Source organism: Pseudomonas sp. SWRI68 (genome assembly GCF_014269165.1).
Taxonomy (GTDB): Bacteria; Pseudomonadota; Gammaproteobacteria; order Pseudomonadales; family Pseudomonadaceae; genus Aquipseudomonas; species Aquipseudomonas capeferrum.
In genome coordinates, this window is the sequence record NZ_JABWRU010000015.1 from 15,568 (window position 1) to 30,549 (window position 14,982).

The 14,982-nt window shown below is 63.9% G+C and carries 11 protein-coding genes and 1 riboswitch; of the genes, 6 read left to right on the top strand and 5 right to left on the bottom strand.

Annotated elements, in window-relative coordinates; all coding sequences use genetic code 11:
- Positions 1-137 precede the first annotated feature (137 nt).
- Entirely contained in the window at positions 138-2,138 is a 2,001-nt protein-coding gene (locus HU770_RS19460; RefSeq protein ID WP_156310045.1) for a U32 family peptidase, read from the top strand.
- An 83-nt stretch (positions 2,139-2,221) separates the two neighbouring features.
- Here the strand turns inward: HU770_RS19460 and HU770_RS19465 are convergent, their stop codons facing one another.
- Positions 2,222-3,544, bottom strand: coding sequence for a sigma-54 dependent transcriptional regulator (locus HU770_RS19465; RefSeq protein WP_033698255.1), 1,323 nt, complete (start codon positions 3,542-3,544; stop codon positions 2,222-2,224).
- A 342-nt stretch (positions 3,545-3,886) separates the two neighbouring features.
- On the opposite strand from HU770_RS19465, the gene HU770_RS19470 reads away from it, so the two are divergent.
- Entirely contained in the window at positions 3,887-4,153 is a 267-nt protein-coding gene (locus tag HU770_RS19470) for a hypothetical protein (protein WP_013972506.1), read from the top strand.
- Positions 4,154-4,269: 116 nt separating this feature from the next.
- Here the strand turns inward: HU770_RS19470 and HU770_RS19475 are convergent, their stop codons facing one another.
- From HU770_RS19475 to cobW, 4 genes are all read right to left on the bottom strand, one after another.
- Positions 4,270-4,860: a VWA domain-containing protein gene (locus HU770_RS19475; RefSeq protein ID WP_186665120.1), complete on the bottom strand. Its 591-nt coding sequence runs from the start codon at positions 4,858-4,860 to the stop codon at positions 4,270-4,272.
- Positions 4,861-4,937: 77 nt separating this feature from the next.
- Complete coding sequence (locus HU770_RS19480) at positions 4,938-5,942, bottom strand: AAA family ATPase (RefSeq protein ID WP_033698257.1); 1,005 nt, start codon at positions 5,940-5,942, stop codon at positions 4,938-4,940.
- Between the two features lies 1 nt (position 5,943).
- Positions 5,944-9,705, bottom strand: a complete 3,762-nt coding sequence (gene cobN / locus HU770_RS19485; protein WP_186665049.1) for a cobaltochelatase subunit CobN — start codon at positions 9,703-9,705, stop codon at positions 5,944-5,946.
- Positions 9,706-9,708: 3 nt separating this feature from the next.
- Entirely contained in the window at positions 9,709-10,776 is a 1,068-nt protein-coding gene (gene cobW, locus HU770_RS19490) for a cobalamin biosynthesis protein CobW (RefSeq protein ID WP_186655698.1), read from the bottom strand.
- Positions 10,777-10,874: 98 nt separating this feature from the next.
- Positions 10,875-11,089, bottom strand: a riboswitch (cobalamin riboswitch).
- Positions 11,090-11,200: 111 nt separating this feature from the next.
- Between cobW and HU770_RS19495 the strand changes: the two genes are divergently transcribed.
- The 4 genes from HU770_RS19495 to HU770_RS19510 all read left to right on the top strand — a co-directional run bounded on the left by HU770_RS19495 (position 11,201) and on the right by HU770_RS19510 (position 14,837).
- Positions 11,201-11,578 carry a glyoxalase superfamily protein gene (locus tag HU770_RS19495; RefSeq protein ID WP_033698262.1) on the top strand — a complete coding sequence of 126 codons (378 nt, stop codon included), beginning with the start codon at positions 11,201-11,203 and terminating at the stop codon, positions 11,576-11,578.
- Positions 11,575-11,934 (top strand): hypothetical protein, encoded by a 360-nt coding sequence (locus HU770_RS19500; RefSeq protein WP_186665051.1) that lies wholly within the window; start codon positions 11,575-11,577, stop codon positions 11,932-11,934. The genes HU770_RS19495 and HU770_RS19500 overlap by 4 nt, the downstream gene beginning before the upstream one ends.
- A 169-nt stretch (positions 11,935-12,103) precedes the next feature.
- On the top strand, positions 12,104-13,681 hold the full coding sequence (locus HU770_RS19505; RefSeq protein WP_186665053.1) for an ABC-F family ATP-binding cassette domain-containing protein: 1,578 nt from the start codon (positions 12,104-12,106) through the stop codon (positions 13,679-13,681).
- A gap of 136 nt (positions 13,682-13,817) precedes the next feature.
- Positions 13,818-14,837 (top strand): branched-chain amino acid aminotransferase, encoded by a 1,020-nt coding sequence (locus HU770_RS19510; protein ID WP_047583041.1) that lies wholly within the window; start codon positions 13,818-13,820, stop codon positions 14,835-14,837.
- The last annotated feature ends 145 nt before the right edge of the window (positions 14,838-14,982 follow it).

Here is a 14,982-nt window from a genome sequence, read left to right on the forward strand (position 1 = left end):
GAACGGCCTTGCCGAGGCGCCGGCCAGGCCGCTCACACACCGGTTGCGCAAGCAGGGTATGCAGCGCAGGGATGCCACCAACCCGTTTCACCGCTACAATGCCCGCCTAAACCGTGACCGCCCGAAAATATAACGACATGTCCCTTCCAAAGAATCACCTGGAACTGCTCAGCCCTGCCCGTGACGTGGCCATCGCTCGCGAAGCGATCCTGCACGGCGCTGACGCCATCTATATCGGCGGCCCGAGCTTCGGCGCGCGCCATAACGCCTGCAACGAAGTCAGCGAAATTGCCGAACTGGTCGAGTTTGCCCGTCGCTACCATGCACGCGTGTTCACCACCATCAACACCATCCTCCACGACAACGAGCTGGAGCCCGCGCGCAAGCTGATCCATCAGCTTTACGACGCCGGCGTCGATGCCCTGATCGTGCAGGACCTGGGGGTGATGGAGCTGGATATCCCGCCGATCGAGCTGCACGCCAGCACCCAGACCGACATCCGCACCCTGGAACGGGCCAAGTTCCTCGACCAGGCGGGTTTCTCGCAGTTGGTACTGGCCCGCGAGCTGAACCTGCAGCAGATTCGCGCCATTGCCGCCGAAACCGATGCGGCCATCGAATTCTTCATCCATGGCGCGCTGTGCGTGGCCTTCTCCGGCCAGTGCAACATCTCCCACGCCCAGACCGGCCGCAGCGCCAACCGTGGCGACTGTTCGCAAGCCTGCCGCCTGCCCTACACCCTCAAGGATGACCAGGGCCGCGTGGTTGCCTTCGAAAAACACCTGCTATCGATGAAGGACAACAACCAGACCGCCAACCTGCGCGACCTGGTCGACGCCGGCGTGCGCTCGTTCAAGATCGAAGGCCGCTACAAGGACATGGGCTATGTGAAGAACATCACTGCCCACTACCGCAAAGAGCTCGACGCCATCCTCGAAGACCGCCCGGCCCTGGCCCGTGCCTCGAGCGGCCGCACCGAACACTTCTTCGTCCCAGACCCGGACAAGACCTTCCACCGCGGCAGCACCGACTACTTCGTCAGCGACCGCAAGATCGACATCGGCGCCTTCGACTCGCCGACCTTCACCGGCTTGCCGGTGGGTGTGGTGGAAAAGGTCAACAAGCGCGACATGCTGGTCATCACCGATGTGCCGCTGACCAACGGCGACGGCCTCAACGTGCTGGTCAAGCGTGAGGTGGTGGGTTTTCGCGCCAACATCGCCGAACCCCGCGGCGAATTCGAGGAAGACGGCCAGAAGCGCTACCGTTACCGCGTCGAACCCAACGAGATGCCCGACGGCCTGTACAAGCTGCGGCCGAACCACCCGCTGTCGCGCAACCTCGACCACAACTGGCAGCAAGCCTTGCAGCGCACCTCGGCCGAGCGCCGGGTGGGCGTCGAGTGGCACGCAGTACTGCGTGAGCAGCGCCTGATGCTGACCGTCAGCAGTGAAGAAGGCGTCAGCGTGCAAGTCGCCCTGGACGGCCCGTTCGGCGCGGCCAACAAGCCGCAACAGGCACTGGAGCAGTTGCACGACCTGCTGGGCCAATTGGGCACAACCCAGTACCACGCCAACGCCATCGAGCTGGATGCACCGCAGGCGTACTTCATCCCCAACTCGCAGCTCAAGGCCCTGCGCCGTGAAGCCATCGAGGCGCTGACCGCTGCGCGGGTCAAGGCGCACCCGCGTGGCGGGCGCAAGGCCGAGACCACGCCACCACCGGTGTACCCGGAGTCGCACCTGTCGTTCCTGGCCAACGTGTACAACCAGAAGGCCCGCGACTTCTACCACCGTCACGGCGTGCAACTGATCGACGCGGCCTACGAGGCCCATGAAGAGCACGGCGAAGTGCCGGTGATGATCACCAAGCACTGCCTGCGCTTCTCGTTCAACCTGTGCCCCAAGCAAGCCAAGGGCGTGACCGGCGTGCGCACCAAGGTCGCGCCGATGCAACTGATTCAGGGTGACGAAGTACTGACCCTGAAGTTCGACTGCAAGCCGTGCGAGATGCACGTGGTCGGCAAGATGAAGAGCCACATCATCGACCTGCCGACCCCCGGCAGCGCGGTGGCCCAGGTAGTGGGGCATATCAGCCCGGAAGACCTGCTCAAGACCATCCACCGCGCCCCGCACTGATCGATCGGGGTATCAGGAAACTGTGGGGGCGGGTTTACCCCCCCCCACAAGGTCGGCAGCTACGCACAGCCTAAGGCCTGTTGTCAGCGGATCTGGTGCTTGTGCAACAGCCGATAGAACGTCGGGCGTGAGACCCCCAGCACCTTCGCCGCGATGCTCAAATTGTCGCTGTGCCGGTTAAGCACATCACACAAAGCCTGGCGCTCCGCTCGGTGCTTGTACTCCTCCAGCGTCCCCAGCGGCTGCTGTTCCTGCTCGATCTGCAAGCCCAGGTCCGGCGCTTCAATCTGCCGCCCTTCAGCCAACACCAACCCGCGTCGCACCCGGTTGGCCAGTTCGCGCACATTGCCGGGCCAATCATGCCGGCCCATGGCTGCCAAGGCATGGTCACTGAACGAGCGCGGCCTGCGCCCAGTTTCAAGGCTGTAGAAATGCGCAAAATGGCTGGCCAGCATCGACAGGTCGCCATGCCTGTCACGTAGCGGCGCGGTCACCACCTGCAACACATTGAGCCGGTAATACAGGTCCTCGCGAAAGCGCCCCTGTTCGATGGCCTTTTCCAGGTCCACGTGAGTGGCCGCAAGCACCCGTACATCTACGGGGATCGGCTGGCTGCCTCCGACCCGCTCGATGTGCTTCTCCTGCAGAAACCGCAGCAGGTTGGCCTGCAGCTCCAAGGGCAAGTCACCGACCTCGTCCAGAAACAGGGTGCCGCCATGGGCCGCTTCGATTCGCCCGGCCTTGCGCTGATGGGCGCCGGTAAACGCGCCCTTTTCGTGCCCGAACAACTCGGACTGGATCAGGTGTTCGGGTATCGCCCCGCAGTTGATGGCAATAAACGGCTGATCGCGCCGCTGTGACTGGCGATGCAGGGTGCGCGCCACCAGTTCCTTGCCTGTGCCGCTCTCACCGCGGATCAGTACCGGCGATTCGGTGGGCGCCAGCTTGCCCAGCAATTTGCGCAGTTCGCGAATAGGGCGGCTTTCACCCAACAGCTCATGCGTCGCCTCGTCCACCCGCGCCGTGCCCTTGCCGCGCAGGCGTGCCATGCCAAAGGCACGCCCGAGGGTGACCTGCACGCGGGAAACATCGAACGGCAAGGTATGGAAGTCGAAAAACCATTCGCAGACAAAATCACCCACGTTCTGCATGCGCAACTGCTCGGCGCTGAGCACGGCAATCCACTCGGTATTGCTGCGCTTGATCATGTCCTTCACGGCGTCGGGATGGCGCAGGTGCGATGCCTGCAGGCGCAGCAGGCCAACATCGCAGGTGTGCTCCAGCGCGGCGCCGAGGATACAACTGTCCACATCCCAGCCGGCACTGCGCAGGCCCGGCAGCAATTGGTGGCAGTCGTCGCAGGGGTCGACGATGAGCAAACGGCGTTGGGAAGCGGGTTGCTGCATGACCGTTCCTTGGCGCCAGAGTTTGGTTTTGTGAAGTAAAACAGCAAGTTGTGGCGCCCAATTAACAGTAGCAACGAACTTGACGGTGCCCAGTACCGTCTGTCTGCCGAATCATTTTTTTACAATCCATGACGGGAATTTTCGCACTTTATCGACATCACATGGCGGCGTAAGCGTGAACAGATTTGACCCTGAAAAAAAATTTTACATCCAATGTGTGACTTACCCCCGGACAACGAGCATCAGTACACATAACCCCGCGCTGCACTTCGCGATTATTGAGGCGACTTTGAAGCAACGCGGACTTTACTTCGATGTTTGGGACCATAGAGAGACCGAACCATGAATGCCCCGCTCCGTGTCAACGAAGCACTGCTGATTGCCGACCACGCCTTCGAACCTTTCCAGTGCGTAGCCTGGGATGCACCCAACGGTACTGGTGAGCTGAGCCTGGCAGTGATCGACCGGACCAGCACCCGCATCGGCAGCAAGCAAGTGTCCTCGCGCATTTATTCCGACCCTGCGCAATGGGCCAGCCTGATCGAGGAAGTGCGCGCCGAGCTGTGCGAAAAAGGTTACGACCTGCAACCTTGGTCGATGCCAAAGTAATACCGATTAGCCCGCCAAGTGCGTGCCCTGTCACGCACTTGCGCAACTTTCCAGTTGCGGCTCTCGCAACTTTTGTTATTGCGACATAGTGTCGCAACCTCCCCCGCCGCCGTAACTCAATCCACAACCTTGAACTGTTCCAGGTGCTGATAATCCGCCTGCAGTTGTTCGGCCAACTGTTGAGCGCGCCCCAGGCGAACGGGCGCCAGTTCCATGTCGACCAATAGCGTGGCACACGGCATGGGCTGCACGGCATCCCAGCGCTGCAGCCGTCCGTCGGTGAACACCAAGCAGCGCACAGCCTCATTGGGGTGGGTTTGCTGCCGCGCCTGCAGCCACTGCCGTGCCTGCTCCAGCGCAGCGATCAACGGCGTACCACCGCCCGCCCCCAGCGCTTGCAACCAGGGCTGCAGGGCTGCCGAGGCCTTCAGGCCGTGACGCTGCCACTGCGGTGTCCGCCCACTGGCGGTCAGCAAGGCCAGCCGGGCGCGCTGCCGGTATGCCTGGTCGAACAACGCCGCCAGCAAGCCTTTGGTCTGCGTCAGTGCCTGATGGCGGCGGGTTGACGCAGATGCGTCGACGATTACCAGCCACAGTTCGTTAGCCTGGCCCTGGCGCTGTTGCCAGCACAGGTCGTCACGCAGCCGGGGCCGCCCCTTGAGCAAGGTCGGCAACCACGCCACCCGGCCCGCCGCGGCACTGCGCACACGGCCACGGCTGGCGCCTGCCAGCTTGCCCACGCGTGGTCTGGCATCCGCCCCTTGAGCCTGCCGTGGGCGGATGCTCAGGGCTTTTTTGCCCAGTTCGGCACCTCGCGACGCGCGCCACTCACTACCGGTTGAGGTGGCAGCGCACCCCAATCACCCTGCCCGCCTTGATTGTCTGCACCCTGCTGGCCTGCCTCGGGCGGCGTCGAAGGCGGCTGTTGTTGCTGCGGCGTCACCCGGCGGCGATGGCGCAGGGCGAACTCGGCCACCGCGTCCACATCGGCTTCTTCTATGGCCGCGCCCCCGCGCCAGGCGCAATGCGCCCGTGCAGCGCGCAGCCAGACCAGGTCAGCACGCAGGCCATCGACCCCGGCGGCATAACAGCGCTCGGTGATCCAGGCCAGGGCCTGATCGTCCAAGGCAATCAAGGCAAGGGCGTGGCGCGCTTGCTGGCAACGCTCACGCAGTTGCGCCTGGGCGGCCGCCCATTGCGCGCAAAAGGCCTGCGGGTCGCTGTCGAACGCCAGGCGGCGACGGATGATCTGCTGGCGCGCGTGCGGCTCGGGCAAACCTTCTAGTGCCACATTCAAGCCAAAACGGTCGAGCAACTGCGGGCGCAACTCGCCTTCTTCCGGGTTCATGGTGCCAATCAGCACAAAGCGGGCGCTATGCCGGTGCGAGATGCCGTCGCGCTCGATGCGGTTGGTGCCGCTGGCTGCCACGTCGAGCAACAGGTCGACCAAGGTATCGGGCAGCAGGTTGACCTCGTCCACGTACAGCACACCGCCATCGGCCTGGGCCAACACGCCCGGCGAAAACTGTGCCTTGCCCTGCCCCAGTGCAGCGTCCAGGTCGAGGGTGCCGACCAAGCGCTCTTCGCTGGCGCCCAATGGCAGCGTGACGAACGGGCCTTCGCCGAGCAGGTCGGCAAGGCCGCGGGCCAAGGTGCTTTTGGCCATGCCGCGCGGGCCTTCGATCAGCACGCCTCCGATTTTCGGGTCGATGGCGGTCAGGCACAGGGCCAGTTTCAGCTCATCGGCACCGACCACTGCAGCCAGCGGAAATTGTACGGGTTCACTCATTTCAAGCCTGTTCCTCGCCGTCGAGCAACTGCTCCTCAAGGGCTTCGCGGTAGTCGCCAGGCGCCTCCCAGAGGCCGCGTTGCTGGGCCTCCAACAAACGCTCGGTAAGGTCGCGCAGGGCCTCGGGGTTGTGCTCGCGCATAAAGTCGCGGGTCGCCGGGTCGAGCACGTAGGCATCGGCCAGGGACTGATAATGATGGTCGTCGATTAGGTGCGTGGTAGCGTCGAAGGCGAACAGGTTGTCGACTGTCGCCGCCATCTCGAAGGCGCCTTTGTAACCATGGCGCTTCACCCCGTCGATCCACTTCGGGTTGAGCGCACGGGCCCGGATGACCCGGTTCAGCTCTTCCTTGAGGGTGCGGATACGCGGCCGGTCGACCTGGCTGTGGTCGCCGTGATAACTGGCTACCGACGCGCCAGACAAGGTTTCAGAGGCGGCCAGCATGCCACCTTGGAACTGGTAGTAATCGTTGGAATCGAGCACGTCGTGCTCGTGGTTGTCCTGGTTCTGCAACACCGCCTGGACCTGGCCCAGGCGGTGCGCAAACTGGGCGCGGGCCGGGGTGCCCTCGTCGCTTGCGCCGTAAGCGTAGCCGCCGTGGTTGAGGTAGACCTCGGCCAGGTCGTCGCGGCTGTGCCACAAACGGCCATCGATGGCGTTCTGCACGCCAGCGCCATAAGCACCGGGCTTGGCCCCGAACACTCGCCAGCCAGCCTGGCGGGCCGCCTGCTCGGCGTCGACGCCCTGTGCCTGCAGCGTTTCGCGCTCGTTGCGCACCCGTGCTGCCAGCGGGTTGAGGTCATCGGGCTCATCCAGCGCCGCCACGGCCTGAACGGCGGCATCGAACAAGCGAATCAGGTTGCCGAAGGCATCGCGGAAAAACCCCGAGACGCGCAAGGTCACATCCACCCGCGGGCGATCAAGCACGCCCAGCGGCAGGATTTCGAAATCGTCGACCCGCTGGCTGCCGGTGGCCCAGACCGGGCGCACACCCATCAGGGCCATGGCCTGGGCGATGTCGTCACCGCCGGTGCGCATGGTCGCTGTGCCCCATACCGACAGGCCCAGTTGGCGCAGGTGGTCGCCGTGGTCCTGCAAGTGGCGTTCGAGAATCAGGTTCGCCGACGCGAAACCCAGGCGCCAGGCCGTGGTGGTGGGCAGGTTACGCACATCCACGGTATAGAAGTTGCGACCGGTGGGCAGCACGTCCAGGCGCCCGCGGCTTGGTGCGCCACTGGGGCCCGCCGGGACGAAGCGGCCAGCCAGGGCCGCCAGCAGGCCGTCGATTTCTGCCGCACCACAGGCATCCAGGCTCGGCGCCACCGTTGCACACAGCGCTTGCACCACTTCGTGCACCGGTTGCCATTCGCTCACCGCAGGCAGTGCCGAAGCTCCGTCCAGTGCCTGTTCGATCACCTGCAGGGCCAGCAGTTCAAGGCGCTCACGGGTATCACCGCAGGTGCGCCATGGCGCGTCGCTCACTGCCTGCAAAAACGCTGGGCACACGCCCTGCCAAGGCTGCCCGAGGTCACAATCGAGTGGGTCGAAGCCGGGCACCAGGGCCTTGGCCAGTGTGCGCAACAGGCTGGCATTGCCACCCCGGCCGTCGCCGCGCTCCACGCGCAGCAACGCCAGCAAGGTGTCCAGGCGCAGCCTACCTTCGGGAGACTGGCCAAACACATGCAAGCCATCGCGGATCTGCGATTCCTTGAGGTCGCACAGGTAGGTGTCCAGGCGCGGCAGCCATACGGCGGCATCGTCCAGCTGGCCTTCCAGTTGCAGTTCGCGATCGATGTGGTTGGCCTTGACCAGTTCCAGGATGTCGCGTTGCAGCTCACGGGCCCGCCGCGGGTCGAGCAGCTGCGCCTCATAGAATTCGTCGGCCAGTTGCTCCAGGTGACGCAGCGGGCCGTAGGTTTCGGCGCGGGTCAACGGCGGCATCAGGTGATCGATGATGACCGCCTGGGTGCGGCGCTTGGCCTGCGCGCCCTCCCCCGGGTCGTTGACGATGAACGGGTAGATGTTCGGCAACGGGCCGAGCAGCGCGTCTGGCCAGCATTGCGCCGACAGGCCGACCCCCTTGCCGGGCAGCCACTCCAGATTGCCGTGCTTGCCAACGTGAATCACCGCATCGGCAGCAAAGGCATGGCGCAGCCAGAAATGAAACGCCAGGTACCCGTGTGGCGGCACCAGGTCGGGGTCGTGGTACACCGCACTTTGATCAACCTGGTAGCCGCGTGCCGGCTGGATACCGACGAAGGTCTGGCCGAAGCGCAGGCCTGCCACCATCAGCCGCCCACTGCGGTACATGGGGTCGTGTTCCGGCGCCCCCCAACGCTCCAGCACCGCTTGGCGATTGGCCTCCGGCAGGCGGGAAAACGCTGCCTGATAGTCATCCAGGCTCAGGCTCTGCGCGCAGGGGCGCTGGTCCAGATGGTCGAGGTCGTTGGTCACGCCGCCCAGCAACTGGTGGATCAATTGGGTGCCCGTGCCCGGCAGGTCGGCCAGCGGATACCCTTCGCCCTGCAGCGCCTTGAGGATGTTCAACGCAGCCGCCGGCGTGTCCAGCCCCACACCGTTGCCAATTCGGCCGTCGCGGGTCGGGTAATTGGCCAGCACCAGGGCCACGCGCTTCTGGTCATTGGGCAAGCGGGCCAGCGCTACCCAGCGCCGGGCCAGCTCAGCGACGAAGTCCATGCGCTCGGGATGGGCGCGGTAGCAGACCACGTCGGACTGGCTGCGCTCGCTGCGCCAGGCCATGTCCTTGAAGCTGACCGGGCGCGTGATGATGCGCCCGTCCAGCTCCGGCAAGGCAATGTGCATGGCCAGGTCGCGCGCGCCCAGGCCTTGCTCGCTGGTTTCCCAGGCGGGTTGGTTGTCTTGCGCGCAAATAGCCTGCAGTACCGGGATATCGCGGCGGAACGGGCGCAGGTTGGGGCGCTCGGGGCTGGACAAGGCAAAACCCGTGGTATTGATCAACACCTCGGCACCGACCTCGTCCAACCAGGCCTCGACCTGTTCCAGGCAGGCGCTTTCCTTGAGGCTGGCGACGGCGATCGGCAAAGGGTTGACCCCGGCCGCCAGCAAGCGATTGCAGAATACGTCGATAAAAGCAGTATTGGCCGCCTGCAGGTGAGAGCGATAGAACAGCAGCGGTGCCACCGGGTGATCGGGGCGCCACTGCGCATACCAGTCTTCAAGCGCTGCACTGCCCTTGGCCGGGTGGTACACCGAGGTGCGCGGCAAGGGCTGCGGCTCGTCCCAGCGATAATCGCGGCCCAACAACTGGTTGGCCAGGCAGTTGAAGAGGTTGATGGCATTGGCCTTGCCGCCCTGGCGCAGGTAGTGCCAGAGGCGCTCGGCCTGCTCGCCGGTCACCGTGCCCAGGCCCGTCAGCTCCGGGTCCGGGCGGTCGTCGCCCGGCACCAGGATCAGCTGCACGCCTTGGGCCGCCAGCGCGACCAGTTGCTCGACGCCATAGCGCCAGTAGCCAACGCCACCGTGCAGCGACACCAGAATGACCTTGGCATGGCGCAGTACCTGGTCGACATACAAGTCGACCGAGGCATGGTTCTGCACCTGCATCGGGTTGGCCAGGCGCAAACTGGGGAAGTCGTCAGGCAATTGCTCGGCCGTGTCGGCGAGCAATGCCAGGTGTGAATCACCACTGCAGAGGATCACCAGGTCGGCGGGGCTCTGGCCGAGGTCGGCGATGCTGTCATCCGGCACGAAGCCGCCGGGCTGGGTCCGCAGCAGGTGCATGGGTCAGGCGCCCAGTGCTTGGCGCAGACGCGCTTCGAGTTGCGCAGCGTCAAGCGCTTGGCCGATCAGTACCAACCGCGTGATACGCGGTTCGTCGGCGCGCCAGGCGCGGTCGAAGTGCTTGTCGAAGCGGGTACCCACGCCCTGCACCAGCAGGCGCATTGGCTTGCCCGGGATGGCGGCGAAGCCTTTGGCGCGGAGGATGCCGAACTCGACCACCAGTTGGGTCAGGGCATCGAGCAACAGGCTTTCGTCAGCCTCGGGCAGGTCGATGGAGATCGAATCGAAGGCGTCGTGGTCATGATCGTCGTGGTCATCGCCATCGTGGTGCGAATCATGGTGGGTACGGCGGCCGTCGATGTGCGCCTCGGACTCGGCGCCCACCCCCAGCAGCACTTCCAGCGGCAGGCGACCGCTGCTGGCCTCGACCACCTTGACGGCGGGCGGCAGCTCTTCGGCGACTTCGGCGCGAACCTTGGCCAGGCCTTCGGCGTCGATCAGGTCGGCCTTGTTCAGCACCACCAGGTCGGCGCTGGCCAACTGGTCGGCGAACAGTTCGTGCAGCGGCGACTCGTGGTCCAGGTTAGGGTCGAGTTTGCGCTGTGCATCCACCTGGTCCGGGTAGGCGGCAAAGGTACCGGCAGCCACGGCCGGGCTGTCGACCACGGTGATCACCGCGTCGACGGTGCAGGCGTTGCGAATTTCCGGCCACTGGAAGGCCTGTACCAACGGCTTGGGCAAGGCCAGCCCACTGGTTTCGATGAGGATGTGGTCGAGGTCGCCACGGCGCGCGACCAGTTCGCGCATTACCGGGAAGAATTCTTCCTGTACGGTGCAGCACAGGCAGCCATTGGCCAGTTCGTAAACGCGGCCGCTGGCTTCTTCTTCGGTGCAGCCGATGCTGCACTGCTTGAGGATTTCGCCATCGATGCCCAGTTCGCCGAATTCGTTGACGATCACCGCGATACGGCGGCCCTGGGCGTTGTCGAGCATGTGCCGCAGCAAGGTGGTCTTGCCTGAGCCGAGGAAGCCGGTAACGATGGTGACGGGGAGTTTGGCCAGTGTTTTCATGTCGCGGTGCCCTTGGCAGATGGCGCGGGCATGCAGGACGACAGCCACGGGCCAGGTCGGCCGGGCTTGTTCGCCACCGGATCACCCCGCCCGGTTGAAAGTCGAAAGCGCTTCGAGGCAGGTCTCCTGGCTCGCACCATGCCCGCCGCTCGGTAAAGAGCAAGGCTGGCCGGATGACGCCTTCCCGCGCGGTTTGCGCAGTGGCTGTGTCGATCCTTTGTCGGTGCTTACAGTTGCGGGGGCAGCCGCGGCATGTACCGCGTTCCCGTCTTAGCTTCGGCCTGGCCGAAGAACCTCGAACTGGCAAGGCTACGCAGTGGCCGGCAGGTGGTCAACCATTGCCGTCGGCCCGGCAGCCAGAGACGCGCAGGCGACCGCCTAACTGCGCTACAGTGGCACCTTTGCCAACGGTCAAGGACGCCTTATGCCGCTCGCCCCCGCCATTCCGGTACTGCGTATTTTCTCGGTCGACAAGGCCAAAGAGTTCTACCTCGATTTTCTCGGTTTCAGCCTCGACTGGGAGCACCGCTTCAGCCCGGACCTGCCCCTGTACGCGCAAATTCATCGCGACGGGCTGATCCTGCACCTGACCGAGCACCATGGAGACGCTACCCCTGGTTCAACCGTATTTGCCCGCATCGACGACCTGCGCGCCCTCGAAGGCGAACTGCAGGCCAAACGCTACGGCTACGCCCGCCCTGAGGCCGAACGCCTGGACTGGGGCCTGCAGATGCAGGTGTACGACCCGTTCGGCAACCGCTTGCGTTTTTGCCAGCAAATTGATGATGAGGCTGCCCAATGAAGGCTATGGGTAAGCGCGAGGTGGCACGTGTGGAGCGTGAACTGGTAGTTTGCCTGACGGAGGCCTGCGATACGGCCAAGGCAGAAATCGTCGGGTTCACCTGGCTCACCCACCGCCTCGACCCCGACAACTTTCCCGCAAGCTTGCGCATCACCTGGGTTTTCCAGCGCGAGGCAGACAAAGCTGCAGCGCTGGCTGGGGTGGCCAAGGCGCGCATGCTGGCGCTGACCTGTCAGGCGCTCGATGAAGTAGGGATACGCTTGGATCATCCAGCCTGGCATGTGCGTTTTGACAGTGAAGAGGCCTGTAGCCGCAGCCACAACGGTGACTGGAACAAGCGCCTGCAAGTGCACTGAGGCCTATCGGCGGAAGGCGCTTTACCTGCCTTCACCGGTTCGATACGATCCGTATTCCACTCCTGCGAGGTGTTCGTCCAATGCGCCATTGATGCCGCCGTCTTTTCGACGGCCAGCCTTCAGCCTCCGGCTTGCTCCGGAGATGTCGCGGCATTGAGTGGAGTTGTGCATGACGAATACGTCGATCCTGACGCTGGATAGCGTCTCCTTGGCTTTGCCTGATGGCAGGCTGCTGTTTTCCAATCTCAACGAATCGTTCGATCAGCGCCGTACGGGGCTGGTCGGGCGCAATGGCGTGGGTAAAAGCCTGCTTGGACAGTTACTGGCTGGTCAGCGCGAACCCACAAGCGGGCGCTGCCTTCGCCAGGGTCGCATTCACCACCTGCATCAACAGGTCATCCAGCAAAGCACCACGGTAGCTGACCTTGCCCAGGCGGGCACGGTGATCGCGGCGTTGAAGCGTATTGAACAAGGCAGCGTCGACCCCGTCGATTACGACACAGTGGGTGAGCGCTGGGATATTCGCGAGCAACTCCAGGTGCACCTTGACCGACAGGGCCTCGGCCAACTCGACTGGCGCCAACCTGCCCGCAGCCTCAGCGGTGGCCAGGCCATGCGCGTGGCCTTGATCGGTGCCTGGCTCAGCGACGCCGACTATTTGATCCTCGACGAACCGAGCAATCATCTGGACGCCGAAGCCCGCGCACAGTTGCTCAGCATGATCCAGGCCTGGGACCGCGGCTTGCTGGTTATCAGCCACGACCGCAGCCTGCTTCAGCACATGGCGCGTATCGTCGAGCTGTCCAGCCTCGGCTTGCAGGCATTTGGAGGCAATTTCAACCTTTATGTCACGCAAAAAACCAAGCAGACGGAAGTGGCCCAGCAGCAACTTGCGCGGCTCAAACTGGAGCGTCAACGTCACGCCCACCAGTTACAGCGCCAGCGCGAAGACCTTGAGCGCCACCAGGCGCGTGCCGGGCGGCAGGCCAAGCATGCAAACCAGGCGAAAATTCTGCTGGATCGCCAGCATGAGCGCAGCCAGGCCACGGCTGGCAAACAACGACGCGACCATCGCGATGCCTTGCAGGCCCTACAGGGCCAAGTCCGTGATGCAGCCCGCGAGGTTGAACAGAGCAGCACCATCATCCTGCACACACCGACGCCTCAACGCCACCCAGGGAGGGAAGTACTGGCCGTGCATCAGCTACGCCTGCCGCACGGCAACCGCAAGCCCTTGTGCCTGCGGCTGTGTCTGGGCCAGCGTGTAGGCCTGGTCGGCGCCAACGGCACTGGCAAGTCCACCCTGCTGCAAGTGCTCAACGGAACGCTAGCCGTGCCATCCGACACCGTCCGCGTGACCGGCGAAGTGGCTTTACTCGACCAGCGCTGCAGCGTGCTACCGGGGCAAACCACCGTGCTCGACCACTTGCGACAGGCCAACCCAACGCTGGCACTGAGTGATTTGCGTTGTCGGCTGGCGCAACTGGGCCTCGATGCGGGGCGCATCGAGCTGCCCAGCGCCCTGCTCAGTGGCGGTGAACGGCTGAAGGCCTCACTGGCCGCTGTGCTGTACCGCGAGCGACCGCTAGACATGCTGTTGCTGGATGAGCCCAGCAACCACCTGGACCTTCCATCACTGGAGGCGTTGGAATGCATGCTTCGGGGATTTCGGGGGGCGCTGGTGGTGGTTTCCCATGATGCGGTACTGCTCGAACGGCTCGCGCTGGATGATTACTGGCAGCTTTAAAGCCAGCAACCCCGCATCAGCGGCCAGCAATTCGTGACTGGCCGTTCCCGATCCGCGACGGATGTATTATCGTGGCGTGGTGCGCATATAACAGCAGCCTGAGCAATCGGGCATCTGCAAGACAATCGAGGGTGTCATGAGTAACGAGAGCATTAATTGGGACAAGCTGGGCTTCGACTACATCAAGACCGACAAGCGCTACCTGTCCGTATGGCGCAATGGCGAGTGGGACAAGGGCACCCTGACCGAAGACAACGTACTGCACATCAGTGAAGGCTCCACTGCCCTGCACTACGGCCAGCAGTGCTTCGAAGGCCTCAAGGCCTACCGCTGCAAGGACGGCTCGATCAACCTGTTCCGCCCAGACCAGAACGCCGCGCGCATGCAGCGCAGCTGCGCCCGCCTGCTGATGCCGCACGTGCCAACCGATGTGTTCATCGAGGCCTGCAAGCAAGTGGTCAAGGCCAACGAGCGCTTCGTGCCGCCACATGGCAAAGGCGCCCTGTACCTGCGCCCGTTCGTCATCGGCACCGGTGACAACATCGGCGTGCGTACCGCACCCGAGTTCATCTTCTCGGTCTTCGCCATCCCGGTGGGTTCGTACTTCAAGGGCGGCATGAAGCCGCACAACTTCCAGATTTCCAGCTTCGACCGCGCCGCCCCGCAAGGCACCGGCGCAGCCAAGGTCGGTGGCAACTATGCCGCCAGCCTGCAGCCAGGCGCTGAAGCCAAGAAGGCCAACTTCGCCGATGCCATCTACCTCGATCCGCTGACTCACACCAAGATCGAGGAAGTCGGTTCGGCCAACTTCTTCGGCATCACCGCCAACAACGAGTTCATCACGCCGAAATCGGCCTCCGTGCTGCCAGGCATCACCCGCCTGTCGCTGATGGAACTGGCGTCCTCGCGCCTGGGCCTGAAAGTGATCGAAGGCGATGTCGAGATCAACAACCTCGACCGCTTCATCGAAGCCGGCGCTTGCGGTACCGCCGCGGTGATCACCCCGATCGGTGGCATCGAGTACAACGGCAAGCTGCACGTGTTCCACGACCTGGAAAAAGTCGGCCCGGTCACCCAGAAGCTCTACAACGAGCTGACCGGCATCCAGAGCGGTGATGTCGAAGCACCGGCAGGCTGGATCGTCAAGGTCGCCTGAGGCGCTGCGACAGCCTGAAAACGGGGCATGCCAAGCAATGGCATGCCCTTTTTTTTGGCCGCTTGGTCAACCGTGCATTCCCAGATGAATTTTTCTTAAATCGCCGTTTGTCTATTCTTTGGCACAATCAAGCCTCTATTCGCCG

What these genes read in the sequence shown, in the direction of transcription:
- HU770_RS19460 (WP_156310045.1), top strand. Translation starts at nt 138, where the DNA reads ATGTCCCTTCCAAAGAATCACCTGGAACTGCTCAGCCCTGCCCGTGAC.
- HU770_RS19495 (WP_033698262.1), top strand. Translation starts at nt 11,201, where the DNA reads ATGCCGCTCGCCCCCGCCATTCCGGTACTGCGTATTTTCTCGGTCGAC.
- HU770_RS19505 (WP_186665053.1), top strand. Translation starts at nt 12,104, where the DNA reads ATGACGAATACGTCGATCCTGACGCTGGATAGCGTCTCCTTGGCTTTG.
- HU770_RS19500 (WP_186665051.1), top strand. Translation starts at nt 11,575, where the DNA reads ATGAAGGCTATGGGTAAGCGCGAGGTGGCACGTGTGGAGCGTGAACTG.
- HU770_RS19465 (WP_033698255.1), bottom strand. Translation starts at nt 3,544, where the DNA reads ATGCAGCAACCCGCTTCCCAACGCCGTTTGCTCATCGTCGACCCCTGC.
- cobW (WP_186655698.1), bottom strand. Translation starts at nt 10,776, where the DNA reads ATGAAAACACTGGCCAAACTCCCCGTCACCATCGTTACCGGCTTCCTC.
- HU770_RS19510 (WP_047583041.1), top strand. Translation starts at nt 13,818, where the DNA reads ATGAGTAACGAGAGCATTAATTGGGACAAGCTGGGCTTCGACTACATC.
- HU770_RS19470 (WP_013972506.1), top strand. Translation starts at nt 3,887, where the DNA reads ATGAATGCCCCGCTCCGTGTCAACGAAGCACTGCTGATTGCCGACCAC.
- HU770_RS19480 (WP_033698257.1), bottom strand. Translation starts at nt 5,942, where the DNA reads ATGAGTGAACCCGTACAATTTCCGCTGGCTGCAGTGGTCGGTGCCGAT.
- cobN (WP_186665049.1), bottom strand. Translation starts at nt 9,705, where the DNA reads ATGCACCTGCTGCGGACCCAGCCCGGCGGCTTCGTGCCGGATGACAGC.